Genomic DNA, 26519 nt, shown 5'->3' on the forward strand with positions numbered 1-26519 from the left:
GGGCAGTCAAAGCCGGCTTTGGACAACCGCCCATTCTGCGCCTTTCCCTCTAAGGAGCCAATACGCAACTCGGGAGTCACCCCTGAAAAGCCCGGCGGGTTGATACAGATCAACACCAGGGACGCTCGGGACGACCCTATAGTCCCCGGCCCGGCAGCGAGCCCCCAGGCCTGCATACTTTCGGACACAATGCCAGTAACCGGCGCAGAGAACGCCAGGGGCTGTTGACCTTTGCAGACATGTCCTGCAAATACTGTTTTCGAACAAGACAACTCAGGTATTCGTACAGAATATTTCCGGATTCTCTGATACTGTCCCAGAATATCAGCAGAACACGCGACTCAATTCACTCCCCCTCGACTCTATGTATCCATGACTCAGCAGGAAGCACAACACACAGCGCTGGAATGCAAGGCTGACAACACCCACCTGACACCCGTTCGCTACTGCCTGAACGTGACGCAGCTGACCCTTGCCTACATGGCTGTCGTCTTGCTGGGACGGCTGCTGATCCTGCCCCCGGGTTTTGTATCCCCCCTCTGGCCCGCGGCCGGCATGGCACTGGCGATTCTGCTGATGCGCGGATTGCGCTACTGGCCCGCCATTTGGCTGGGCACTGTCCTGGTCGCCCTGGTACAAGGCTCGTCGATCTCACCGCCTGGCATCATCATCGCATCAGGCCCGACGCTGCAGGCCCTGCTGGGTGCCTGGCTATCAAGGCGGCTGTTTGACACAAGCATGCCCGATAGCGGTGATCGCCGGCTCTGGGCTTTTCTGCTGGTCAACGGCCCGCTGGTCTGCGTCTTCGCCGCAACTCTGGGGGTCGCAACACGCTATCTCACGGGCGCACTGGCCCAAGACCAGGCAATGGGCCAGTGGCTGATCTGGTGGGCCGGAGACACCCTCGGCGTGCTGCTGTTCTATCCACTGTTTCTCTGCCTGTTCCGCAGCAAGGCGTCGCACTGGGCATCACTGCGCATCCAGGTTCTTGTACCCCTGCTGATGACCGCGGCGGTGCTGGCAACCGGGTTACTCTCACTGCTCAAGCTCGCGGAAAGCGAGTCCTGGACAGAAACGGCGCAAAAACTGAACCTGGCCTACGAGCAGCAGCTTGAATCCGTTGCGGCGTTGCCCCAGCTGCTGGAAGACATCGCGTACTTTTACTCCGCAGAAAAAGCGATTCAACCCGGCCAGTTCAATGCCCTTGCCGCGCTGGCGATGAGCAAGCACGACTTTGTTGCAATCGCATGGGTACCCGTTGTCACACAGGCTAAGCGCCCGAGCTTTGAGGCTGCACAGCAGCTTCAGATTACCGAGCACAGCCCCGGTCAGGGTTGGGTTGCAGCGGCCGAGCGGCCCGTCTATTACCCGATCCAGTCTGTTGTATCCATGCAGGGCGACAGCCGTTTCCCAGGCTATGACCCGGGGTCGAACGCCATTCGGCGGACGACGCTGGAGCAGGCCCGGGATAGCGGCAAGACAGTGGCCTCGGAGCCAACCAGCCTGCTGGCGCTGGACATCCCCGGGACCCTGATATTCGTGCCCGTATACGAGCCTGGCTTCAGGCCAGCCTCGGCATCGGTGCAGGCACGGCGCACCGCCCTGCGCGGCTTTGTGCTGGGCGTCGTTTCCCTGGAAATGCTGCTGGGGCCTGCGCGTGACACCCTGCGGGCCGAGGGCGTGCTGCTGCGCCTGACAGACGTTACCCACCCCGACGCCCCCTTCGTCCTTGATGATACCCTGCTGTCCGGCACCGCCGCCAAGTGGCAGCAAACAACCGAATTTTCCGGGCGCAGCTGGCGTGTGGAGCTGCAGCCGGTCGCCAGCCACTGGCAGCCGGGCAGGAGTCCTGCAGTGCGCTTTTACCTGCTGTTTCAGGTCTTCGCCGCGCTGATGGTGGCCGGAGCTACGCTCAGTTCCGCAGGGCGCAACCTAACCACCAGCAATACCGTGCGTGACCGTACGCGGGAGCTGGAAACAGAACTTGGCGTGCGCAAAAGCACCGAAATTTCCCTCAGTACAACCCGGCAACTGCTCGAGAACGCGCTGGACATTTCCCACATGGCTGACTGGGAATTCAGTATCGACAGCAACAGCTACACCTTTAACGAACGCTTCTACAGACTCCTGGGTACAACGGCAGAACGCGAAGGCGGCTATACCCTGAGCCAGGATCAGTACCTGCGTGAGTTCTGCCACCCCGACGATATTGAACGCGTCAAGCGGGAAATGAATCAGCACCAGTCCCGACCCCCGGTCCCGGGCACAGTCATTCAACTCGAGCACCGCATCCTGCGGCGTGATGGCGCCGTTCGCCACCTGATAGTGAGATCGGGCTATGCCAGCGATGCCAACGGAAAGATTGTCGGCATCCGGGGCGTCAATCAGGACATAACCGAACTCAAGCAAACCGAAGCCCGGCTGCGGCAAAAGACACAGCAGCTGCACAGCCTCAATGCAGAACTGGAACAGCGCGTTGAACTCAGAACCACGGCGCTCAGGCAACAGCAGTACTGGAATCAGCTGCTGCTGGACAACCTCGGTGAAGGGGTGGTGACCTGTGACGTCGAAGGCAATATAAACATGATGAACCGGGCGTCCAGGAGCTGGCGTGGCAAGGATGAAAACAGCTCTGATTTCGCACAATTCGGTAAAACATACCGACTCCTGCACGCCGACGGAAAAACACCGCTCACCCAGTCAGAACGCCCAATGAGGCGCGCACTGGCAGGCGAGCAAGTGCGAGACCAGAATGTCATCTTGCTGTATCGCGACATGCCGCCCCGCAACCTCCTGGCCAGCGCTGCGCCGCTGATCGACGCCGCGGGTCAAACACTCGGCGCCGTGTTGATCATGCGCGATATCACGGATTTTCAGCAGACCATGGAGGAACTGCAACGGACATCAGAGCAATTGCAGGCAGCCAACTTCGAGATAGACATGGAACGCCGCATGCTGGCTGAACGCATCAAGGAGCGCACCCAGGAACTGACCGAAACCAACAGGCGGCTCACCCTGGCGAAGTCTGAAGCAGACAGCGCCAACGAGGCCAAGTCGGCCTTTCTCGCCACCATGAGCCACGAAATCCGCACCCCCATGAACGGCGTGATCGGCATGCTGGATGTGCTTGAACAAAGCAGCCTGCTGAGTCATCAGGTAGAGATTGTCGATCTCATTCACGATTCAGCGCTATCCTTGCTGGCCATTATTGACGATATTCTCGACTTTTCGAAAATTGAGGCCGGGCAATTGACGCTGGAACGCGAGCCCATGTCCATCGAAGAACTGGTGGAAAAGGTATGCCAGCTGCTGCGCCGCCTGGCGCAGCGAAAAGGGGTGCAGCTCACGCTATTCGTTGATCCCAGGATTCCTGCCCGGGTGTTGGGAGATGCCCTGCGGTTACGCCAGGTACTGATCAACCTGGTCAACAATGCCATCAAGTTTTCCTCCACCGGGGACAACCAGGGCCGTGTTGCGGTGCGTGTGGATCTTATTGACACAGACCCGGACGATCCTCTGCTCGAGTTCTGCGTTACCGACAATGGCATCGGCATGGACTCCCGTACCCAGGCGCAGCTCTTCAGGCCCTTTACCCAGGCTGATGCATCCACCACCCGACGCTTTGGCGGCACCGGTCTGGGACTGACCATCGCCAAAGACCTGGTCACCCTGATGGAGGGGACCATCTCGGTTCGCAGCGCCCCGAACAATGGATCCACCTTCAGGGTGCGGCTGCCGCTTGTCCCGCTGGCAACAACGCCCTCCTGTACGGAGACACCGCCCTTGCTGCGCGGACTTCACTGCCTGGTCATAGGCCATCAGGCGGGGCTGCTGCAGGACCTGGCCACCTACCTTGAGCATGCCGACGCCACCGTCGAGCGCGCCAGAGATATAGAGGCTCTCCGTCAGCGCCAAAGCATCACACCGATGCAAGGGCTATGGGTCTGGATCCTTGACAGAACGTGCAGCGATCTGCGCGGGGACGAACTGGAAGCCGTTGCGAGCACCCAGTCGCAGGCTGACATCCGCTTCGTCCTGATCGAGCAGGGACAACGCCGCGCGCCCCGCCTGATCGCCGAGAATCTCGTAAAAATAGACGGCAACAGCCTGGCTCGACGCACCTTTTACGAAACGGTCATGATGGCTGCTGGCTGGCGGCCACCCACCAGGCAAGAGGCACCCATCGTCAAGAAAAGCGATCTGCAGCCGGTCTCCCGCACCCGGGCACTGCAACAGCGCAACCTGATTCTGGTGGCCGAAGACAACGAAACCAACCAAAAGGTGATTCAGCGCCAGCTCAGTCTGCTGGGGTTCGTCGCTGACATTGCCGCTGACGGCCAACAGGCGCTTAAATGCTGGGAACAGGGAGACTATGCCCTGATTCTTACTGATATCCATATGCCGAAAATGGATGGATATCAGCTAAGCCGCAGCATTCGCTCACTGGAAAATCCGCACGAGCACATCCCCATCATCGCCCTGACGGCCAACGTCCAGCGGGATGAGGCCGGGCGCTGCCTGGCCGCCGGAATGGACGATTACCTGAGCAAGCCGGCCCGGCTGGAAGAGCTGAAAACCACGCTGGGCAAATGGATGCCGTTGACTCCGCCTCCGCTACAGGGCACGGAGGATGTGGTGCAGGCGCCCGTGCCCCCGGGCGATAGCCAGGCAGGCCCGATCGACATTGCCATCCTCGCCAGCCTCGTTGGCAGCGATACGGAGGTTATCCATGATTTCCTGCGGGACTTCAGGCTCAGCGCCGCCGAAACCGCTGATGACCTGCTGCTCAACGCCGAGAACCAGCAATACGAGCAGGTGCGCGCCGCCACACACAAGCTTAAATCAGCAGCCTACGCGGTGGGTGCCGTTCAGCTCGGCGATCTTTGCATGCAGATAGAACAGCAGGACGATGCGGCCACCCTGGCGGAGCTGCTGCCTCGCTTCAAGCGGGAAATGTCGGCGATCAACGAGTATCTGGACACCCTGGTGTGATGCACAGGGCTGGACAGGCAGCGTCAGACAGATTTGTGCAGGCGTGTTGCGGTGGGATAAGTGGCAAGCAATGGTGACCCAGAGAGGATTCGAACCTCTGACCTGCCCCTTAGGAGGGGGCCGCTCTATCCAGCTGAGCTACTGGGCCTTGAACTGCGACGCTGACCTGTTCGAGACATGCCTGCGCCCACAACTGGAAAGCTGCGGTTTCACACCGCTGAATGACGGGACACCAAGCCTCCCGTAGCCTTCAACCGGGCTAGTGCCCTTCCAGCGCGGGGAATCCTATTGCATTCCCCCCCCGGCGTCAACCAAGGCGCGGCGCCCACTGCTACCTCAGCCACTCGAGGCATATACCCGGCTCAACAGACCCGCGCCGGAGCTCGCGGTCTTGGAGACTGTTTAGGATCTATTTGCCCGACTGCGTTGCCGCCCCTAAAAATGCCAGACAACGCGTATGCAAGCCAGGCCTGCAATGCGCGAACGGCCATGACGCTGGCATAGCAACAGCATCCCGGCCACGGCTGCAATGGCAGCGTCATGACCGGAAAAGTCACGCCACTCTATTGAAATCTAAATAATAACGATTATCATTGGCAACTTGATTCCAAACCAGTCAGCCGGAGCTTAACGTGGAACCCTCAATGGAGACAGCAACGCCCGTTGCGCAGGAAGCAAACATCCAGGGTGCCCCCACCCCCCATGCGCCCACGGATACGAGTGCCAGCCTGCCCAACAGCCCGGCAAGCGAAACGGCTGACACCGCGACCACCGGACTGGCACCTACCGAGCAGCCGGCTGCAGATGCGGTTACCGGCCTGCCTGTACCCGACAGCCTCAATGGCGTGGAGCCCCTGACACTGCTGGATCAGCTGCAGCAGTTTCTCAGCGTCGGCGGCCCCGTTGTCTGGATTCTGCTGGGCTTTTCCGTCATCGCCCTGAGCATCCTGTTGCTCAAGATCTGGCAGTTCACACTGCTGCGACCCGAATCCAGCCCGCGCCTAGAACACAGCCTCAAGCTCTGGCGTGCCTCAAGGTGCGACGAAGCCCTGGAGACGATCAAGGGTCAGGGGCCGATCAATGAGGTGGTATCCCTGGCGATGACCGGGCTGCAAAACGGCGGCGACAGCCCCCGCCTGCGGGACGAACTGGAACGTGTCGCCACCTTGCGCCTGAATCAGCTGCGCGCCTTTTTACGCCCCCTTGAAGTCATTGCCATGCTGAGCCCGCTGCTGGGGCTGCTGGGCACAGTGCTGGGCATGATTGGCGCTTTCCAGCAGATGGAAGCCGCCGGTAACCAGGTTGATCCGTCCGTGCTGTCCGGGGGGATCTGGCAGGCTCTGCTCACCACCGCCGTCGGTATCGCCGTGGCGATTCCGGTGACCCTGGCCCACAGCTGGCTGGAGCGCAAAACCGAGCGGGTTGCTGCCTTGATGAGTGATACCGTCACCCGGGTTTTTACCAGTGCACCGCCCCTCAAGACCGCTCAGGAAAACACCGAGAACCTGCGCCATGCGGCTTGAACTGGCCGCGCCTGCGCGCCGGCGTGCCATCAGCTTGACGCCGCTGATTGATGTCGTCTTTATACTGCTGCTGTTTTTCATGCTGTCGTCCACCTTCACCCAGTGGCGTCAGCTCGACCTGGCGGTGCCCGGTACCGGTGCCGCAACGCCACCGGCACAGCACCCGGTGCGGCTGCTGTCCGACGGCGGACACTTTCGCCTGGACGGCGTCGAGTTTGATGTACAGGACAGCGTGGCGCTGGCGCAACATATCCGCGGGCAGGAGCAGGATCTCTTTGTGATCAGTGCCGACAGCGGCATCGCCACCCAGGCCATGGTCAGCCTGCTGGACGCTCTCAAGACCGCTGGCGCACGACAGCTATCACTGGCACAGACACCATGAAATTCGACATAAAAACCGCGCCGCGTAGCACCGGCCGGGATGACAACCTGATTCCGCTGATTAACGTTGTGTTTCTTATGCTGATCTTTTTTATGGTAGCCGGAACCATCAGCCGCTCCGATACCATTGCCATTAATCCGCCGGCATCACAGAGCGAATTAAAATCCCTGGAGCAGGCGCCGATTATAATCCTGCTGTCTTCGGCCGGAGATCTATATATGGATGATATGGAACTGGAATCCGAGCAATTAAAAACCAGTATTGCCAGCGCGCTGGATAATAGCCAGGACCCGCAGGCACTGTCGGTATTACTCAAGGTGGATGCGACCACTCCGGTGGACATACTGCTGCAAACCCTGTCGCAGATAAAGGCCGCCGGCATGCTGAAGGTCTCCCTGGCCACCCGCGTGGCGGAGCGCCCGGCATGATCCGCCCGCACCACTGGATGATTGCTCTGGGGATTGCCCTTGGCGTGCACCTGGTAGCCCTGGGCCTGGTGCTTGCCCGTGAACCCGCCGAAGGCGCCCGCGCACCCGGCGAGCAGGGTATCGAGATCGATCTTGGCATGCTCGGCGACCTGGGGGCCCAGACGCAGAACCAGCAGGCGGCCGAGCCTGAACCCGCGCCTGAAACACCCGTCGAGGTGCCGCAGCCGGAGATTGAAACGCCCGCCGCCCCTCCGACTCCAGAGCCTGAGCCGGAGGCCATGCCTGAGCCTGTTACTGCGAAACAGACGCCGGAACTGACCGTCAAACCCAAGCCCAAACCGCAGCCAAAACCCAGGCCGGTGGCCGCAAAGCCCGCCACCACAGAGCCAGTGGCGGCCCCGGCACCCGCACAGACGCGCAGTGATACGGGGAGTGACAGCAGCGAGAGTCGACGCATGACCACCGGCAGCCAGAATGCGCTGAGCTCCGGCGGTAATCCGGGGGCCGAGCAGTCCTACTATGCACTGATCGCGGCGCGCCTGGCACAACACAAGCGCTACCCCATTCGGGCTCGCAGAAAAGGTGAGGAAGGTATCGCCCGGCTATTTTTTATTCTCGATCGCCAGGGCAGCGTTATTGAATACAGGCTGACAGAAAGCTCCGGCCATAAAACCCTGGACCGCGCCGTTATCAATATGCTGAAAAGCGCAACACCGCTGCCGGCATTCCCGGCGGATATGACGATGGAAACGCTCACGATCAATATACCGGTGGCCTTTTCCATTAACTGAAAAGCCACCTCGCCTCTGAATTCGCTGTAAAGGCGACTGATACTTCAGTCAAAAACACAAGCCCAGGCATGGCTGCCCGCACCGCGGTGGCCGGGCATTCCTGTGCCTAAATCAAGGAAAGTACAGTGTCAGAAAAAATGTCAGACAGCACAATCCAGCCCAGCACAAACCGGACTCCAATCAGTCTGCGCCGGGAGCGGGAGTTCAGCCGCAGCGCCCTGGCCGGCAGCCTGACCCTGGCGATTTCCAGCGCCATGATCGGCAGCGTACAGGCCGAGGAAGTCTCGCTGGATACCCTGGTGATCGAGGACGGTCGCATTGCCGCCGATGCCAACCCCTACGCCGAGCCCGATGCGCCCTACAAGGCCAAACGCAGCGCCGACAGCCGCCGTGTACGGGACATCGCCGACACGCCCCAGACCATGACGGTGCTGACCAAGTCCCTGATCGAGGAATCCGGCAAGACCGAGCTCAAGGACATCCTCAGCGCCCAGCCCGGCATCACGCTGGGTACCGGCGAGGGCGGCAACTCCTTTGGCGATCGCTATATCATCCGCGGCTACGAAGCCCGCAACGATGTCTATACCGACGGTCTGCGTGATCCCGGCCTCATCACCCGCGAAACCTTCGCGCTGGAACAGGTCGAAATTGCCAAGGGCCCCAGCTCCACCTTCGCCGGCCGTGGCTCTACCGGCGGCGCGGTCAACAGTGTCACCAAGAAGGCTTCGCTGGATGATGACTTCAGCAGTGTACAGGCGGGAATTGGCACTGATAGCTACCAGCGCTACAGCCTGGACAGCAACAAGGTGGTCAGTGACGACCTTGCTATTCGCTTTAACGCCCTCTACACCGACGCCGATATTCCCGACCGGGCACCAGCCGACGAGCAACGCCAGGGCGCGCTGATCTCCGGTGTATTCCAGGCCACCGATGACCTGGAAATTTCCGCCGATTACTATTACTTCCGCGGCGATGACAAGACCGATGGCGGTACCTTCCTCACCGACGGCAAGCCCGACAAGCGGGTACAGTACGTCGGCCAGGACGGGCTCGACTTCCAGGAAACCGCCGCCGATATCGCCACGCTGACGCTCGACTACCAGCTCAGCAATGAATTGCGCCTTGAGAACAAGACGCGCCTGGGCTCCACCAGCAACGACTACATCATATCCACCTACAGCACCCGCAGTGGGACCCTGCGCAATTTCACCGGCTGGCAGGAAAACGACTACCTTGGCAACCAGACCAACCTGATCCTGGATACCCGCCTGGGCGGCATGCGCCACACCCTGATCACCGGCATCGAGTACGCCAGCGAAGATACCCAGGGCGGCAACTACAGCGTGACCACCGACAGCGTCTCGATCGATCCGTATAACCCGGACAACAGCAGCTGGGTAGGCTCCACCAGCCGCAACAGCGCCGCCACGGACCTGAACCTGACCACGATTTCGGCCTACGTGATGGATACCGTGACCCTGAACGATGACTGGGAAGTCTTCGGTGGACTGCGCTACGACCGTTTCGACTATGACCTCTGGGCGGCGGAAAAAACCAACCGTGACGGTTCCGTCACGCCCGAAACCACCTACCAGTACAGCGATGGCTTTGTAAACGGCCACCTGGGCGCGGTCTACTCGCCCTGGCAGCAGGGTAACGTCTACGCCAGCTGGAGCACGTCGTCCAACATCAACGGCGGTGAGTCCGACGCCGGTACCAGCTGTGGTTACGGTGGCCTCTGTACCGATGCCGACGGCAACTTCAGCGCCGCCGAGCCCGAGCAGTCCGTTAACCTGGAACTGGGCACCAAGTGGAACCTGATGGACGAGAAGCTGCTGCTCACCGCTGCCCTGTTCCAGACCACCAAGGATGATGTTATCGAGGACAACGGCGACTCCTACTCCAGCGGTGGCAACCTCAACACCGGCAAGAACCGGGTCGAGGGTATCGAGCTGGGGTTGTCCGGCAACATGACCCCCAAACTCAGCGGCCAGTTCGGCATCGCCCTGATGGACTCCGAGACCCTGGAGTCCTACAACGCCGACAATATCGGCAAGCCCAAGGCCAACTTTGCCGAAACCAGCGCCAACCTGCAGCTGCGCTACCAGGCCACTTCTGAGTTTGCCTTCGGCGGCACCGCCACCTACTCCAGCGAAATCTTTGGTGGCCAGCCCGATGCGGCAGCCAACACCAGCATTGAACTGCCGGATTACTGGGTATTCGATGCCTTCGCCAGCTACGAATTCAGCCCGCAGCTGAGCGTACGCGCCAACATCCAGAACCTGCTGGACGAAGACTACTACACTGCGGTCTATCGCGGCGGCAGCATCGTCTATATCGGCGATGGCCGTTCCGCCAACCTGAGCCTGAACTACAAGTTCTAAGGCACAGTCGTGTTTCCCCGCCCGGCCGTCGTTCGCTCGCGAATGACGGCCGGGCCTTTTGCCTTTTATCTGGCCCTTTTCACCGTTAACCTTGCCTTGCGCCTTTTCCCCTGCACCTTTTACCTTATGCCTTACACCTTTTACCTTATCCCCCGGAGGCCGCTTGATTACCCCCATACGCTCGCTGCTCGACAGCACTCAGCTGGGCCAGATGCGCGCCCTGCTTGATCGTACCGATTGGGTCGATGGCCGCAGCAGCGCCGGCGCCCAGGCCCTTGCCGTCAAGCAGAACCGGCAACTGGCAGCCGACAACCCGCTGGCGCTGCAACTGGGCGAGGTTATTCTGGCCGCCCTGTCACGCCACCCGACCTTTATCTCGGCGGCATTGCCGCTGCGCATCATGCCGCCGTTGTTCAACCGCTACGAAGCCGGCGAAAGCTATGGTCTGCATGTGGACAATGCCCTGCGCTTTAGCCCGCCAGACCGGCCAGGCCAGGCCGCGATACCGGTGCGCACCGACCTGTCGGCCACCCTGTTCCTGAGCGAGCCCGACGACTATGACGGCGGCGAACTGGAGATCGAATCCAGCTTTGGCGCCCAGAGCATCAAGCTGGCAGCCGGTGACCTGATTCTCTACCCCGCCAGCAGCCAGCACCGCGTCAGCGCCGTGACCCGGGGCTGTCGCACCTGTGCCGTATTCTGGGTGCAAAGCATGGTGCGCGAGAACCATCAGCGCGAAATGCTGTTCGATCTGGACCAGAGCGTACAGTCGCTCAGCGCAGAGCTTGGCCAGACCCATGAAGAGGTGTTGCGCCTGAGCGGCCTGTACCACAATCTGATCCGCCACTGGGCCGAGACCTGAGCCTTGTCCCCATATTGAGCAAAGCACGGAAAACCGCATGCATGAACCCCTGAGCCAGATCCCCGCCGACGACCCTGCCAGCCAGCCTGGACCCGAGGGCCTCATGCGCCTCGGCGGGCTGCAGCGAAACCGGCCACAACCTTGTTCGCCACTGGGCCGAGACCTGAGCCCCCCGACCTGCCGTTACCGCGCCACACGGAACCCCAGCATGACCGCACCCCTGAGCCAGATCCCCGCCGACGACCCTGCCAGCCAGCCTGGACCCGAGGGCCTCCTGCGCCTCGGCGGGCTGCAGCGAAACCGGCCACAACCTTGTTCGCCACTGGGCCGAGACCTGAGCCCCCCGACCTACCATTGCCGCCCACACGGAAGCCAGCATGACCGCCCCGCTTAACGCCATTCCCGCCGACCTTGTCAGCCTGTCCGACTACGAACGCCATGCCCGCCAGCTGCTGCCCCACAGCCTGTTCGAATACATTGCCGGCGGCGGCGCCGATGAGCTGACGCTGCAGCGCAACCGCACGGCGCTGGATCGTATCCAGCTGCTGCCCCGGGTTCTGCGCGATGTTACCCAGGGCTCCACCCACACAAGGGTGCTGGATGAAACCCTGCGCCACCCCATCCTGCTGGCACCGGTGGCGTTTCAGCGCATGGTGCACCCGGACGGTGAGCTGGCCACGGCCCGCGCCGCCGACGCCCTGGATACCGCCATGGTCGTCAGCACCCTGGCTTCCCACAGCCTGGAGGACATTGCTACCCAGACCCGGGCCGGGAAATGGTTTCAACTCTATTTTCAGCAGGACAGCGATTTCACCCTGTCCCTGGTCAGGCGCGCCGAACAGGCCGGCTACAGCAAGCTGGTGGTCACGGTGGATGCGCCGCTGCATGGCATTCGCAACCGCGCCCAGCGTGCCGGTTTTGAACTGCCGGACACTGTCGAGGCCGTCAACCTGCGTGAACGCCCACCCCTGCCCCGGGCCGTACTGGAACCCAGCCAGAGCATTGTGTTCCAGGGCATGATGAGCGAGGTACCCGGCTGGGATCAGCTGGAATGGCTGTCGCGCCAGACGTCCCTGCCGATTATCGTCAAGGGCGTGCTGCACCCGCAGGATGCAATCCGCGTGGCCGGCATGGGACTGGCCGGCGTGGTGGTGTCCAATCATGGGGGCCGGGCGCTGGACTGCGTGCCTTCCGCCATCGAGATGCTGCCACAGATTCGCGCCGCCACCGGGCCCAGCTTCTGCGTGTTGTTCGATGGCGGCATCAGCCGCGGCACCGATGTGTTCAAGGCCCTGGCGCTGGGCGCCAACGCCGTGCTGCTTGGCCGGCCCCAGCTCTATGCCCTGGCTGTTGCCGGCGCCCCCGGCGTCGCCCACATGCTGCGGGTGCTGCGTGAGGAACTGGAAGTCTGCATGGCGCTGGCCGGTACGCCCTGCATCCGCGACATCACCCCCGCCGCGCTGTACCAAAGCCGTTTTTAAGACGCCATATCCCCGGCACCAGAACGAAAAAAGCCCCCGCCACGGGTCCGAAGACCCGTCGCGGGGGCAACCACAATGCGAAGCGGTAACGCCTGCCCGCTGCCGCGGCTACACCAGCCCCAGCGCCAAGACCGGAAACAGGATCAGCAGTACCAGGCGCAGCAGGTCCGACAATACGAACGGGAAAACACCGCGGAAGATCTGCCCCATGGGCACGTCCGGCGCCACGCTCTTGATAACGAAGACGTTCATACCGACCGGCGGGGTAATAAGACCCAGCTCCACCGTGATCACCGCGACTATACCGAACCAGACCGGATCAAAGCCCGCTTCGATGATCAGTGGCAGCACCACCGGCACGGTCAGCAGCAGCATGGCGATGCTGTCCATCACGCAGCCCAGCAGGATAAACAGCAGCAGCACGGCAAAAAGCACACCGTAGGGCGGCCAGCCCATCTGACCGACAAATTCGGTGAGGAAGAAGGAAATGCGCGACACCGACAGGAAGTAGCCGAAGATCTCTGCGCCGACGATCATAAAGAAGATCATTGCGCTCAGCGCCAGCGCCTCCTCCACCGCCGACTTGAAGCCGGCCCAGCCCATGCCGCGGTACAGCGCCACCAGCAGGGTGGCGAAGGCGCCGATGGCCGCCGCTTCGGTTGGCGTGAAGATGCCGCTGTAGATGCCGCCGATAATGATCGCGAATACGAACATGAAGGGGACAAAGCCCCACATGCCAACAATCTTCTGTTTCAGCGTGGTCGGCTCACCGGCGCGGGCCAGCTGTGGATAAAAGTGCACCAGCAGGGCAATGGTGGCGCAATACAGCAGCAGACCCAGGATGCCCGGCACAAGACCGGCGATAAACATGTCGCCCACCGACTGCTCGGTAATCAGCGCATAGAGCAGCAAGGCGATGCTCGGCGGAATCATGATGCCCAGGGTACCGCCCGCCGCCAGGGTGCCGGTCGCCAGGGAGTCGGCATAGCCGTGCTTGCGCATTTCCGGCAGTGCCACCCGCGACATGCTGGCCGCCGTGGCCACCGAGGAACCGGAGATGGCCGAAAAGGTCCCGCAGGCCGATACCGCCGCCAGCGCCATGCCGCCACGCCAGCCGCCAAACAGCGAGCGCGCCGCATTGAACAGCTCGCTGGACATGTTGGCGTGGGAGGCCAGCACGCCCATGAGCAGGAACATGGGGATCGGGCTGAAACTGTAGTTGCTCAGGGTCTCGAAGGGACCGGCCTCCAGAATGGCGAAGGCCGGGTCAAACGCGATGATGGTGCCAAAGCCGATGACACCGGTGGCGGCCATCGCCAGGGCGATGGGGCAGCGCAGCGCGATCATGACCAGCATCAGGCCCATGCAAATTAGACCGATAAGCGGTGCACTCATGCCGCGCTCTCCTTCTTGCCCGTTAACTCCACAATGCCACAGCTACAGGTGCGCAGCACCCTGTTCAGAGACCTGCTCATGACGTCACTGTCTCCTTCTTGCCTAGCAGTTCGCGAATGCCGCAACTGAAACCGCGCAATGCCAGCACAGCCAGCGCGACGGCGGACACCAGGTACATCGGCGCCAGCGGTATCAGCAGATCCTGGGTCAACTCGCCGCTCATGGCGGACGCCCCGGCCGCCTCGAAGAAGCGCCAGCACAACAGGGCGCCAAAGACGCCGAAACAAAGGGTATAGAAGCCATCGAACCAGCGCAGCTTCGAGGCTGGCAGCTTGTGGGTGAACAGGTCCACCACGATCTGCCCCTTGTCGACGGCATGGGGAAAGGCGAACAGCATGGCGAACAACAGGCCGTACTTCACCACCTCGATGCCACCGACAAAGGTCAGATCCACCGAGCCATCCGTTACGGCAAACAGGCTGCGCGCAGCGACATCCGCCACCACACTCAGCATCATCATGACCAGCAGCAAGCCGCTGATCCGGTACAGGATCAGCGCCAGCATATCGATTACCTTGATCAGCCTCTTCATGTCACGCACCTCATATCACGCACCTCGCGCCAGGAAATAAAGACAACGGGGCCGCGCCAACATGCGCCGGCACGGCCCCAACGCGAGTTCAGCCGCCGCAGCTGGCGCTCAGCGCCTGAGCCCTGGCAAAGACTTCACGGGCGGCCAGGCCACGGCCTTCAAGGTCGCTCAGGTAGCTTTCGGTCGCCTTGTCGAGCACCGGTTTCCAGGCGGCGTTTTCGGTGCCGCCTTCCAGGGTAATGATCTCGTGGCCGGCGGCCACGGCTTCGGCGCGTCCCTTGGCATCGAGATCATCAAACTTGACCGCCTGCTGCTGCGCCCATGCCTGGCCGGAGTGCTGATCGACGATCTGCTGCAGATCCGCCGGCATGCTGCTGTACACGCCCTTGTTCATGGTGACCACGAAGGACAGGGTATAAAGACCGAGTTCAGTATGGTGATTTGCCTGCTCGTTCAGACGAAAGCTCGTCATGGCTTCCCAGGGCATGGCAACACCGTCGATCACGCCACGCTGCAGCGAGGGATAGGTTTCCGGCGCAGGCATCCCCACCGGCTGGGCACCGAGGCCTTCGAGCAGCTCGGCAACCACTGTCGTGGGACGGCGAATCTTCAGGCCCGCCAGGTCTTCAGGTGTATTGATGGCCTTGTCGCGGGTATGGATATCCCCCGGGCCATGGGTGAACAGGAACAGCACATGGGTGTCGTCGTATTCACTGCTGATCAGGCCCTCGTCGTACAGCGACTGGATCACGCAGGACCCCTGCACGGCGGTTTTGGCCAGCCCCGGCAGTTCGACCACCTGGGTCAGCGGAAAGCGGTTGGCGCTGTAGCCCTGCACCGTCGCGGTAATGTCGGCAATGCGGTTTTTCACCGCATCGTAGCTCTGGGGCGCCTTGGCCAGCGTCTGGGCGGGATAGAAGTCCACCTGGATGCGGCCGTCTGAGGCGGTTTCCAGCGACTTGCCCCAGGCCTCGAAGCCTTCATGCACACCGGAGCTCGAGGGCCAGAAGTGGGCAAACCGCAGGTTGAAGTCGGCGGCCATGGCATTGCCATAGGGCAGCAGGCTCAGCAAGGTGGCAGCGGCGGCGGTTTTCACGGCTGTCTTGGTGACTGTGGTCAATTTTTTCATCGGATTACCTGTCTATTGTTGTTATATCACTGGCGCCGGCGCCGGGCTGCCGGGCTCCACGGAACCCGGCTTTCAGGCGGCGCGTCGAACTCGATACCTGGACAACTCTGCAAGCAGAAAGTCGACCCTATTCAAAGACTTTGATGCTGCGACCGGCAGCATACAGCCTAAGGCCTGATGCTGTGTTTCGCGAATGAATTTCCCGTCCGGTCACATATCACTTTCGATATATAATCATACCCCGGCTGAGGCTTCAGAAAACATCCAGATCGTTGGCCAGCACCACCTTGCCATCGTACCCCTGCTGCACTTCTGTCAGGGTCGACTCGATGGGGGCACCATAGTGCAGGATATGGGTCAGCACCAGCAGCTTGGGCTGCGCGGCGCTGGCCAGCCTGGCCAGCTCGCTGGTGGTGGTGTGGGAGCTGCCGTGATAGCGCTGCCAGAACTCGGGCAGCTTCGACAGACCCGCCTCGTTGATCACCTCGTGCACCAGAACATCGGCGCCCTTGGCAATCTCGGCGATCTTTTCGCTATAGGCGGTATCGCCGGAGATCACCACCACCTTGTCCGGCGTGGTGATCTTGTAGCCGAAGGCCGGTTCTATGCTGCCATGGGGTACACTGAATGCCTCGATGGTCACGTCCCCGTCCTGCACGACCCAGCCACCCTCGTTGTACTCATTCACCTTGACCTGATAGAAGGTCGGGTTCTCGACCGGCTGGTGACCGTCGGTGCGCAGCTCGATATCCCGTGCCAGCATGGCATAGTAGCCGTCGGTCATTGCCTGCAGACCGGTGGGACCGTAGGCGGTCAGCTGTTCGGTGCGGCGCCACCAGTAGGTCGCAGCCAGCTCGGCATAGTCCAGTACATGATCACTGTGCAGGTGGGTCAGAAACACGTGCCTGATATTGGTTGGATAAAGCGCCTTGATACCCTTTTTCTGCGCCGCTTCAATAGCCCGCTGCACCATGCCGCCACCGGCATCGAACACATAGGCCTGATCGTTGTAGATGACCGCCGCCGACGGCCCGGCGCGCTCGGCATCCGGCACTGGCGTACCGGTGCCAAGGATGACGACATCGGTCTGTGCCAGGGCAGCAGGTGCCAGCCAGGTCGAGGTGACCAGCACCATTGCGGATACGAAATGTCTGAGCTTTATCATTGTTGTGCTCCAGTGATGTCAACAGGAAACGGCCAGAACCCCAGGGCGCCGGCCAGGAACAGACGTCGTTATTCCACGGCCTCGTAGGGCAGTCCCACGTAGTTCTCGGCGATCACCGTGCGCCCCGCGTCCGAGCCTGTGTAGTAGTCGAGCTCCGCCAGCTGGATACGCTTGCCGAACTGATCGTCGTCGAAACGGTGCAGCATGGAGGTCATCCACCAGGAGAAACGCTCGGCCTTCCAGATACGGCGCAGGCAAATCTCGGAGTATTTCTCCAGCAGGTCGCTGCGGCCTTGCTGGTAGTTTTTACGCATGACGTGATACAGGGTGTAAACATCGCTGGCCGCCAGATTCAGCCCCTTGGCACCGGTGGGCGGTACAATATGGGCGGCATCGCCCACCAGGAAGAGGTTGCCGAACTTCATGGGTTCCGCCACGAAGCTGCGCAGCGGCGCGATGCTCTTCTCGATCGAGGGCCCGGTCACCAGGTTGGCGGCGGTCTCCTCAGGCAGGCGCGCCTTGAGTTCATTCCAGAAACGCGCGTCATCCCACTGGCTGATATCGGTATCCAGGGGGGCCTGAACATAGTAGCGACTGCGGGTTTCGGAACGCTGGCTGCACAGTGCAAAGCCCCGTTCGTGGTTGGCGTAGATCAGCTCGTCTGCCACCGGCGGCGTGTCCGAGAGGACGCCCAGCCAGCCGAACGGATAGACACGCTCGAACAGCTTGAGCTTGTCCTGCGGTACCGTCTTGCGCGACACGCCATGATAACCGTCACAACCGGCGATGTAGTCGCACTCCAGCTCGACCTTTTCGCCGTCCTTGATAAAGCTGACGCGCGGCCTGTCGCTGTAGATATCATGCAGCTCAACATCCTTCGCTTCGTAGATGCTGCTGGCACCGCACTGGGCCCGAGCGTCCATCAGGTCGCGGGTCACTTCGGTCTGGCCGTAAACCATCACGGTCTTGCCACCGGTCAGACCCTTGAGATCGATCCGCTCGCGGCGACCGTTGAAGGCCAGCTCGAAACCATCGTGCACCAGACCTTCGCTATCCATGCGCTGCGACGCCTTGGCTTCACGAATCAGGTCGACCGTGCCCTGCTCCAGTACGCCGGCCCGGATACGCCCCAGTACGTATTCTGCGCTCTGGCGCTCAACAATAACCGTATCGATGCCCTGCAGGTGCAACAGCTGCCCCAGCAGCAGGCCCGAGGGGCCTGATCCGATAATCGCAACCTGAGTTTTCATGGCACCGTCTCCACTGTGAATCCTGTTGGTATCGGCGTGCCCAGCGGGCCGAGCCGTTTGCATGCCCCTATAGTCGGCGTATCCCGCGACGGAAGGAATTCACATTTCCCGTAAAAACTTGTACTTTTCGTTCATGCAGCGGCGGGTCTCGGGCCCGGAAAGCCGCAGCCAGGCGCGCCCGGGCGCTCATTATTAGTGTAATTCGATTCAAAAATCCCGGTAGAAAAACGCGCAGAAGAGATGAATACGCAGCCAAAAGCTGTACTTTTTCTGCGACCGCCGCTTAAAGCACAACAGCACCTTGCAGGTCCGCAGCATGCCAACCCGTCCCCGTCCAGAGCCCGGTCCGACCCAGATTCCCCATTTCGGCCTCTACGGCGAAGCCGGCAGCATCGAAGACCCGGCTTTCGTGCATATCGAGAACATCACCAGCCGCAGCAGCGCCCATGGCTGGGTGATCAAGCCGCACCGTCACGGTCGCATGTTTCAGGTGATCTGCATGTTTTCAGGGGGCGTGGAAGTCCGGCTGGATGAACAGGTGCACGCACTGCAAGGCCCCTGGGCCATTACCATCCCGCCTGGTGCCGTGCACGGGTTTCGCTTCGAACCCGACACCGTCGGCATGGTACTGACGCTGGCCGAACCCATGCTGACTGACGAGGCGCACCGCCGTAGCCAGCCCTACTTCGAAACCCTGTTAAGCACGCCCAAGACCATCGCCTTCGAGCAGAACGGCGCGCTGCTTGCCCAGCTGCAGCATTTCCTGCAGCAGATTGACCGGGAGTTCAACCGACCCGATACCGGCCGCGCCCTGATGTGCGAATGGCTGGCCCGCGCCGTGCTGATGACCCTGCGCCGCCAGCTCGACCTGCACGGCATTTCGGCCGAGTCCGCCACCACGCCCAGCGCCACCCTGGCGGCTTTTCGCCAGCAGGTGGAAACCCATTTTCGTGACCACTGGAGCGTGGTCGAATATGCCGCGACCCTCGGTACCTCCGCCGCTCGCCTGAACCGCCTGTGCAAGCAACTGCTCGACAAGACAGCCAAGGCGGTTCCGCAGGAACGCCTGCTGCTGGAGGCCAAGCGCCGACTGATTTACACCCGCAGCAACCTGGACGAAATCGCCTACGATCTCGGTTTTCAGGACCCGGCCTACTTCTCCCGTTTCTTCAAGCGCAACACCGGCCTCACGCCCGGGCGTTTTCGCAGCGAAAACAACTTCGACACCACCCCGGAGTAACCGCCAGGGATGGTGGAAATACAGAAAACGCAGGAGCAGTTTTCTGAAACCACCAGGGATGGTGGGAATACAGCAATTCCAAACGCAGCTTTCTGAAACCGCCAGGGATGGTGGGAATACAGAAAACGCAGGAGCAGTTTTGTAAGACCTCCAGGGGTGGATTTTCTAAGACCGCCAGGAACCGCTAAAATACAGCAATTCCAAACGCAGTTTTCTGAAACCGCCAGGGATGGTGGGCATACAGAAAACGCAGGAGCAGTTTTCTGAAACCGCCAGGGATGGTGGAAATACAGCAATTCCAAACGCAGTTTTCTGAAACCACCAGGGATGGTGCAAATACAGCAATTCCAAACGCAGTATTCTGAAACCACCAGGGATGGTGCAAATACAGCCATTCCAAACGCAGTTTTCTGAAACTACCAGGGATGGTGGGTATACAGAAAACGCAGGAGCAGTTTTTCTGTGACCGCCAGGGATGATGGATTTTCTGAAACCGCCGGGAATACAACATCCTGGGCACTTCGAAAACCGTAACGAGCGGGCTTAGAGGCAAGGCGCACGGCGCGCAGGAACCGCAGTGTATGGGGTATACATGAGGATTCCTACCGGGCTGGCGCACCAGCACCGCGCAACGCAGCCTATGAGTCGCGCAGTAGGTTTTTCGAGGTGCCCTCCTGTGTACTGGCGCAGAGGACAGCCTTCAGACGCTCTTCACCCGTCCGCGGCGCGAAGCTTTACGCCGACCACGGGCTCACTCGACGCAGCGCCCAATACCCGGTTGCGGCCGCTGTTCTTGGCCTGGTAAAGGGCACTGTCGGCACTGGCAAGAATGGTTTCCAGGGTGTTCGTGTCCCCGGCCAGCTGCGCAACACCGAAGCTGGACGTCACACCCACCGTCGCAGAGGCCGTTTCCACCCGACAGGCTTCAACTGCCTGGCGCAGGCGCTCGGCCAGCTGCAGGGCTGAGTCCAGCGGTGTCTGGACCAGAACCACGGCAAACTCCTCGCCCCCCATACGCGCCTTGATATCCGAATCCCGCAGCACTGCGGTGAGCGTGCGGGCGACTTCCCGGATGACCCTGTCCCCGACTCCATGGCCAAAGGCGTCGTTAACCGTTTTGAAACTGTCGATATCCAGCATTATCACGCTGAGTGGCTGCCCGTGGCGCAGCGCCCGACCCACTTCTTCATTGCCGCGCTCGAAAAAGGCACGGCGGTTGAGCAGGCCGGTGAGGGGGTCTTCCCGCGCCAGCACCTCAGCCTGTTGCCGCGCTGCCTCCAGCTCCTGCGTCCGCTCCTTCACCTTGGCTTCCAGCTCTGCGGTAGAGCGCACGGAAGCACTGAGCTCACGCATTTCGGCTCGAGTTTTTTCTGTGCGCAGGATATTGATGCGATCAGCCAGCGCAAAGGCCAGCAGCACCGTCTGGGAGATCATGCCGACACGGGTGGCACCAATGGAAAAAGGGTCCGAAGGTAAAATACCCGTGAAGCGCAGGACGGCACCAATCACGGTCAGCGACCAGACGCTCCAGGCCAGTGTATAACCACGGGCAATTTGATGTCCCCGGTACCACAACCAGGCGCCGAGCGCCGGAAACAGCCCCAATGCCAGGCCGATCAGCAACGTCAGATTGACCGCAGCCCCCCGGTAGCCGGTAAAGAGCAGCACCGCGCTGACACCGGCAAGAACAATAAGCCCCAGCAGGATGCAGTCGATACGCGGTGCCCGGCTCCTTGTATCGAGGAAACTGCGGCTGAATTGCACCGCCAGCATGTAAAACAGACTCACCGCCGTATTGGGTATGGTGTCGACCAGCAGCGGGCTAAAGTGCCACAGATACCGATACCCCAGACCGCTCAGGGACAGGTACATCAGGGTGGCAGCCGAGGCATAGAGCAGATACCAGAAAAACGGGGCTTCGCGCACGGACAGCATCAAGAACAAATTGTAGAGAATGACCAGCAGGGATGCGCCCAGGAAAACGCCCAGCCAGAGCGCCTTGCTGTGTTGCTGCTGGGCATAGGCCGCGGCCGTCGAAGCTTCCTGGTAGATGTTGATAATACCGGCCGAGTCATAGGCAAAACGCAGGTAGATGTCGCTGCTGCCGCCGGCCGGGGTCAGGTAGGAGAAGTTGAAGGTTTCACTGGGAGGCCGCAGCGGCGCGAAGGGGCGGTGATCCCCCGCCTGCTGCGTAATGACGGCGGTGCCCGCAGCTGTCTCGTAGCTGTCGAGAAAATCGAGGGTGTTGTGGGGGACATCCAGAATCCACTCAATGGGCTGACTGCCGCCATTGTGCACCTGCAGCCGCACCCACCAGGCGGATGACGATACTCCAAAGGCCGTCATGCCGCTTCCCAGCGGTACAAACTTCGCATTCCAGGGCTCGGCGCGAACGTCATCGAGCGTCAGGGTACGACCGGGATCTTCCAGAACACTCAGGTAAGGCGCAAGTGACACCCCATCCATGTGTGGCTGCAGCGGCAGCACCATGGCCTGGGAAAAAGCCGACCAACAGAAAAGCAGCAGTGCGGCGAGGGAATGCAACCAGCGCCGCAGTGTGCGCGATAACCTGCGGTCTGGCTTGGCGCCCTGACCCGGCGGCAATGCCCAATCATGGAGATCGGGCATCAATTCAGGCTTCCTGTACCCTTGTGCAACTTCCAAATGTCTATACACCCGTGCATCAACGTCGTGGCAACCTAAAAAAACCGGCCAAGCGTCAATATAACACTGTTATATAAAGATCTTGCAAGCAGGGTACCCAAAGCGCCCGACCCGCGGGCCAGGCCGCTCGGAAAACCGGTTGATGCCGGGCGGTCACGTTCGCGATCACCCGGGTGTACGGGAAAAACCGCAACCGAGCCCTGCACTCAGGTGCGATCGCAGGCCAGGTAGGCATTGGACTCGGCATCGGCACACCAGTCCCCGCCCCGGACAAACTGCTTGCTGGCGTCCTGACGCGGTTCGTAATCCCAGGATTGCTGCTCACCCTGTTTCAGCGCCCCGTGAATCAGCCGCCGCGCGTTCTGATCCTGGATGATATCCTGTCGCAACGATTCAAGATCCCATTGCGGCGCCGCAACATCCAGAAGACTTTGCAGACAGTCGGCATGGTCGGCGCACATGGCAAGATTGCGCTGCTCCAGCGGGTCTTCGTCCAGGTTGAACAGCAGCGGCGGCGCACCTGCACCTAGCACCAGCTTGTAGGGGTCGCGCACCAGGGCAACCTGCGGCCTGTCGGTGCCCTCTGCCAGGTACTCGGCCCGCGGCAGGGGCGCGCTCTGTGGTTCACTGTTTTCGAGGTATGGAACCAGGCTGGTGCCATCCAGCGTCAGGCCGGAACAGTCACCGGCGCCCGCCATCTCCATCAAGGTCGGGAACAGGTCCAGGTGGGACACGCTGTTGCTGACCCGTGCCGGCTGGCTGGATGACGGCGTACGGATCAGCAGGGGTACCCGCAGGGACCATTCGTAGAACGATTTTTTGTACCACATGCCCCTCTCCCCCATCATGTCGCCATGGTCAGAGGTGAAAATCAGCACAGTGTTGTCCCACTGGCCCGTTTTCTTCAGCGTATCGATCAGCTGGCCGACCTTGTGATCGATGTAGCTGATCGAGGCATAGTAGCCATGACGGGCTCGCAGGGTTTCCTGCTCGGTGGGTAGGCGGCGATCCATGCCGTAATGGAAATACAGATCCTGGCTGTGCCTGTCGCGCTCTTCCAGAGGTACAAAGGGCGCGCCAGGGGCATCGATCTCGTTGTCGTCATACAGATCCCAGAACTCCGGTGTCGGCGTGTAGGGATCGTGGGGATGGGTAAAGGACACCGTCAGAAAAAATGGCCGCGTGTCCTTGCTGCGCGCCAGGTCATAGATCTTCTGATTGGCCTTGTAGGCGACAAGCTCGTCGAAATCCAGCTGCATGGTGCGGGCCGCCGGCGCCGCCGAGATCACGTTGCTCATGTCCTGAAAGGCCAGCTTGGTATCCTGCTGCTGCCAGTCTGGAATCCAGCTGAAATCCGCCGGATATATCTCCGTTGTCAGCCGTTCTTCGTAGCCGTGTAACTGATCGGCCCCGACAAAGTGCATCTTGCCCACCAGGCTGGTCTGGTAGCCGGCCCCGCGCAGCCCGTGCACGAATGTCGGTATGGAGGACTTGAACTCGGCCGCATTGTCGTAGGCGCCTATTTTTGAGCACAGCTGGCCGGCCAGCATGGCATAACGCGCCGGCGCACAGAGCGGAAAGTTGCAATAGGCCCGGTTAAATACCGTGCTCTCTTCGGCCAGGGCGGAAATATTGGGTGTCTTGACGACCCTGTGGCCGTAAATGGGCAACGCAGGCGCGGCGACCTGATCGGCCATGATAAACACGATATTCGGTTGAGTGGTCATTACTGATTAATCCGATGCAGAAAAAAATAATTCGGTGATGGGGCTGAAAAGTGCTGCCGACCTTTGGTTTCCGTTAAAAGCCGGTGGATATATCAGGCCCTGATAGTAAGCGATGGATACATGACTTTTCGCTGTAACGAGCCGCGGCTTAGTTAATCGAGCGCGGCAGCCTGCCGAGGCTTTCATATAAAAAATTCATACCGGGGCCTGTAATCCATATGCAGGATGGGCGAGGCACGGCCTGCCCATCCCTGCGTATGCTGAACCCCTGTGATTACTGCCCCGAAGCCGCCTGGCGGGCCTGTGCCAGCCACTGGTCGAAGGCGGCCTGGTTCCGGCTGATCCAGTCCTGTGCATGGCGCTCGATGTCCCGCGGCTTGTCTTCGCCGGCTTCAACCAGGGCATTTTCGGCATTCACATCCTGGATATCGATCGAGACATTTTCAAAGAATGTTTTGGCCGCCGGGTTTTCCGACAAGAAAGTCCTGTTCGCCATGACCTGCACGGTGTTGGGTGTAAAACCAAGATCGATCCCCGTGCTTTCGCCTGTGCCGGGATAGCGGATATTCAACCAATGGCTATCTTCGCCCGGCACCAGGATATTGCTAACCCACATGGGCGTCCAGGTGTAATAGAGCACGGGATTGCCCTTGCCATAATGGGCGATGGTATCGGCAATCAGGGCGCCATAAACCCCCTGGCGGTGGGTCACCGTTTCCCGCAACCCCAGGTTGTCCAGGTGATCCTCAATAATCTTTTCACAGCCCCAACCGGGGTTGCAGCCGGTCAGGTCCGCCTTGCCATCACCGTCGATATCGAACAGTTTCGCGATTTCCGGGTCCTTGAGCTGTGACAGGTCCGTGATGGCATGGGCATCCGCCGTTTTCTTGTCGATCAGGATGCCCTGCAATGCATCCTTCACCAGCACACCCACCCGCGCATTGATCTCGTCACCACCGGAGCGCTCGTAGTAGTCTTCGTGCAGCGGGTTCCAGTGCACCGCCATATAGTCGGCGTCTTCCTGGCCGACAGACAGATGGGCGATGGTGGGATCGGCTTCCAGCGCCGTCTTGACCTCGTAGCCCAGCTTTTCCAGCCCGATCCGCACGATCTCGGTCTGGAACTGGGTATTGATGTTGCCAAAATCAATCGGTCGGACGACTCTCCCCGCCCCAGGTTCGGGATTGACGACCTCGCTGGCGGCCTGGGCCAGTTGCGACAGGGAAAGCACCACGATACCGCTGGCCAGTGCCAGGCGCTTGAACGTATCAGGGGTACAGATGCTGCTCAATAACATGCCGGATCACCTCTGTTGTTTTAATCGGTCGATTCGCCCATTGCGGACTTGGCCTGGCAATGGTGCTGCTGTGCCACCGCGAAACCCGCCTGCACAGCACCAGCCGCCTGGCTGCCCAGCCGGCTCCTTACCCAAGACAGTACTGCAGCGACGCCGAGGCCATCAAGCGAGAAAAATGCCACTGACTTAACTTAAAGTTAAGCTGTAACCGAGCAACTACGCTAATATCGGAGCTTGCCTACCGACATTGCATAACCTGGCCGAGGTCAACCATGCGCAAGAAGGAACTGCCATCATTCAGTGCCCTGATCGCCTTCGAGTCCGCCGCGCGACACCAGAGCTTCAAGCATGCCGCCGGGGATCTGTGCATCAGCCAGGCCGCCATCAGCCGGCAGATACGCACGCTGGAGGAACATCTGGGCTGCGAGCTGTTTGAACGCCGCCACCGTGCCGTGCGCCTGAGCGACGATGGCCGCTTTTTCCTGGATGCCGTGACCCTGGGTCTCAACCATATCGAGGCCGCCTCGCGCCAGCTGCGGGACAGGCATGAATCCAGCAGTGTGAAAATCGGGCTCATGAGCTCCCTGGCGGGCCTTTTTCTGGCCCCCAGGCTCGGTGAGTTCCGCCGCCAGCACGCCGATATCGATATCTATATCATCAGTACGGAAGCGAACCCTGAACCCCAGCGGGAGCGGTATGACATCATGGTCAGCATGGGCGAGCCCTCGTCCACGGCCTATGACGTCTACTGCCTGTTCAATGAAGTGGTTTTTCCGGTGTGCAGCCCGAACTATCTGGCCTCGAACCCCGCGATCCGTTCCTTTGCCGACCTCGCCGGACATACCCTGCTCAGCACCGACAGCGAGCACTGGAGCGGTATTCCCTGGCCGCGCATCGACTGGCCGTCCATGTTCCAGCTGTATGGCATCGAGTGCGACGCCTTCGAAGGGCTGCGCTACAGCAACTACCAGATGATGCTCAACACCGTGGTGAGCGGCCACGGCATTTGCCTGGGCTGGAAACACCTGGTGACGGACCTGCTAAACAGCGGCACCCTGGTCAAGCCGCTGGCTCAAGCCTATGAAACCGACAGAAAGCACTACCTGCTGATCAAAAAATCCATTGCCCACAACAAGAACGTGATCCTGTTCCGGGACTGGTTCCTGGAACAGGTCGCGCAGATGAACAGCCGGAACTGACTCTGGCTCAGGCAGCGG

18 protein-coding genes and 1 tRNA gene are annotated in these 26519 nt (G+C 60.8%); 10 read left to right on the forward strand and 9 right to left on the reverse strand.

From position 1 onward, the window contains the following. The first annotated feature begins 372 nt into the window (after positions 1–372). Positions 373–4992, forward strand: a complete 4620-nt coding sequence (locus KDW95_RS12230) for a CHASE domain-containing protein (RefSeq protein ID WP_255852081.1) — start codon at positions 373–375, stop codon at positions 4990–4992. A gap of 71 nt (positions 4993–5063) precedes the next feature. Here KDW95_RS12230 and KDW95_RS12235 read toward each other — a convergent pair. Beyond that, positions 5064–5140 (reverse strand) — tRNA-Arg (locus KDW95_RS12235). A gap of 496 nt (positions 5141–5636) precedes the next feature. On the opposite strand from KDW95_RS12235, the gene KDW95_RS12240 reads away from it, so the two are divergent. From KDW95_RS12240 to KDW95_RS12270, 7 genes are all read left to right on the forward strand, one after another. Then, positions 5637–6515: a MotA/TolQ/ExbB proton channel family protein gene (locus KDW95_RS12240; protein ID WP_255852082.1), complete on the forward strand. Its 879-nt coding sequence runs from the start codon at positions 5637–5639 to the stop codon at positions 6513–6515. Continuing rightward, entirely contained in the window at positions 6505–6897 is a 393-nt protein-coding gene (locus KDW95_RS12245) for an ExbD/TolR family protein (RefSeq protein ID WP_255852083.1), read from the forward strand. The genes KDW95_RS12240 and KDW95_RS12245 overlap by 11 nt, the downstream gene beginning before the upstream one ends. After that, on the forward strand, positions 6894–7325 hold the full coding sequence (locus KDW95_RS12250; protein WP_255852084.1) for an ExbD/TolR family protein: 432 nt from the start codon (positions 6894–6896) through the stop codon (positions 7323–7325). The genes KDW95_RS12245 and KDW95_RS12250 overlap by 4 nt, the downstream gene beginning before the upstream one ends. Continuing rightward, positions 7322–8116: an energy transducer TonB gene (locus KDW95_RS12255; RefSeq protein WP_255852085.1), complete on the forward strand. Its 795-nt coding sequence runs from the start codon at positions 7322–7324 to the stop codon at positions 8114–8116. The genes KDW95_RS12250 and KDW95_RS12255 overlap by 4 nt, the downstream gene beginning before the upstream one ends. 137 nt (positions 8117–8253) lie before the next feature. After that, positions 8254–10500 (forward strand): TonB-dependent receptor, encoded by a 2247-nt coding sequence (locus KDW95_RS12260; protein ID WP_255852086.1) that lies wholly within the window; start codon positions 8254–8256, stop codon positions 10498–10500. A 163-nt stretch (positions 10501–10663) separates the two neighbouring features. Next, positions 10664–11362, forward strand: coding sequence for a Fe2+-dependent dioxygenase (locus tag KDW95_RS12265; RefSeq protein WP_255852087.1), 699 nt, complete (start codon positions 10664–10666; stop codon positions 11360–11362). A 377-nt stretch (positions 11363–11739) separates the two neighbouring features. Then, positions 11740–12843 (forward strand): alpha-hydroxy acid oxidase, encoded by a 1104-nt coding sequence (locus KDW95_RS12270; RefSeq protein WP_255852088.1) that lies wholly within the window; start codon positions 11740–11742, stop codon positions 12841–12843. 108 nt (positions 12844–12951) lie between these two features. On the opposite strand, the gene KDW95_RS12275 is transcribed toward KDW95_RS12270, so the two are convergent. From KDW95_RS12275 to pobA, 5 genes are all read right to left on the reverse strand, one after another. Continuing rightward, positions 12952–14238 (reverse strand): TRAP transporter large permease, encoded by a 1287-nt coding sequence (locus KDW95_RS12275; RefSeq protein ID WP_255852089.1) that lies wholly within the window; start codon positions 14236–14238, stop codon positions 12952–12954. A gap of 76 nt (positions 14239–14314) precedes the next feature. Then, positions 14315–14830 carry a TRAP transporter small permease gene (locus KDW95_RS12280; protein ID WP_255852090.1) on the reverse strand — a complete coding sequence of 172 codons (516 nt, stop codon included), beginning with the start codon at positions 14828–14830 and terminating at the stop codon, positions 14315–14317. Positions 14831–14918: 88 nt separating this feature from the next. Continuing rightward, positions 14919–15959 carry a TRAP transporter substrate-binding protein gene (locus KDW95_RS12285; protein WP_255852092.1) on the reverse strand — a complete coding sequence of 347 codons (1041 nt, stop codon included), beginning with the start codon at positions 15957–15959 and terminating at the stop codon, positions 14919–14921. Between the two features lie 253 nt (positions 15960–16212). Further along, entirely contained in the window at positions 16213–17124 is a 912-nt protein-coding gene (locus KDW95_RS12290) for an MBL fold metallo-hydrolase (protein ID WP_255852093.1), read from the reverse strand. Between the two features lie 68 nt (positions 17125–17192). Further along, positions 17193–18374 carry a 4-hydroxybenzoate 3-monooxygenase gene (gene pobA / locus KDW95_RS12295; RefSeq protein WP_255852094.1) on the reverse strand — a complete coding sequence of 394 codons (1182 nt, stop codon included), beginning with the start codon at positions 18372–18374 and terminating at the stop codon, positions 17193–17195. A gap of 316 nt (positions 18375–18690) precedes the next feature. Here pobA and KDW95_RS12300 point away from each other — a divergent pair, with 316 nt between their 5' ends. Then, positions 18691–19614 (forward strand): helix-turn-helix domain-containing protein, encoded by a 924-nt coding sequence (locus tag KDW95_RS12300; RefSeq protein WP_255852096.1) that lies wholly within the window; start codon positions 18691–18693, stop codon positions 19612–19614. Positions 19615–20325: 711 nt separating this feature from the next. On the opposite strand, the gene KDW95_RS12305 is transcribed toward KDW95_RS12300, so the two are convergent. The 3 genes from KDW95_RS12305 to proX all read right to left on the reverse strand — a co-directional run bounded on the left by KDW95_RS12305 (position 20326) and on the right by proX (position 25302). After that, the gene (locus KDW95_RS12305; protein ID WP_255852097.1) at positions 20326–22242 is read right to left on the reverse strand and encodes a sensor domain-containing diguanylate cyclase; all 1917 of its coding nucleotides are present in this window, start codon (positions 22240–22242) and stop codon (positions 20326–20328) included. Positions 22243–22484: 242 nt separating this feature from the next. After that, complete coding sequence (gene betC, locus KDW95_RS12310) at positions 22485–24005, reverse strand: choline-sulfatase (RefSeq protein ID WP_255852098.1); 1521 nt, start codon at positions 24003–24005, stop codon at positions 22485–22487. A gap of 274 nt (positions 24006–24279) precedes the next feature. Next, positions 24280–25302, reverse strand: a complete 1023-nt coding sequence (proX, locus tag KDW95_RS12315) for a glycine betaine/L-proline ABC transporter substrate-binding protein ProX (RefSeq protein ID WP_255852099.1) — start codon at positions 25300–25302, stop codon at positions 24280–24282. Between the two features lie 272 nt (positions 25303–25574). On the opposite strand from proX, the gene KDW95_RS12320 reads away from it, so the two are divergent. Continuing rightward, positions 25575–26501, forward strand: coding sequence for a LysR substrate-binding domain-containing protein (locus tag KDW95_RS12320; RefSeq protein ID WP_255852100.1), 927 nt, complete (start codon positions 25575–25577; stop codon positions 26499–26501). Positions 26502–26519: the final 18 nt, after the last annotated feature.

Origin of the sequence: Marinobacterium rhizophilum (assembly GCF_024397915.1) — a bacterium.
GTDB lineage: Bacteria > Pseudomonadota > Gammaproteobacteria > Pseudomonadales > Balneatricaceae > Marinobacterium_A > Marinobacterium_A rhizophilum_A.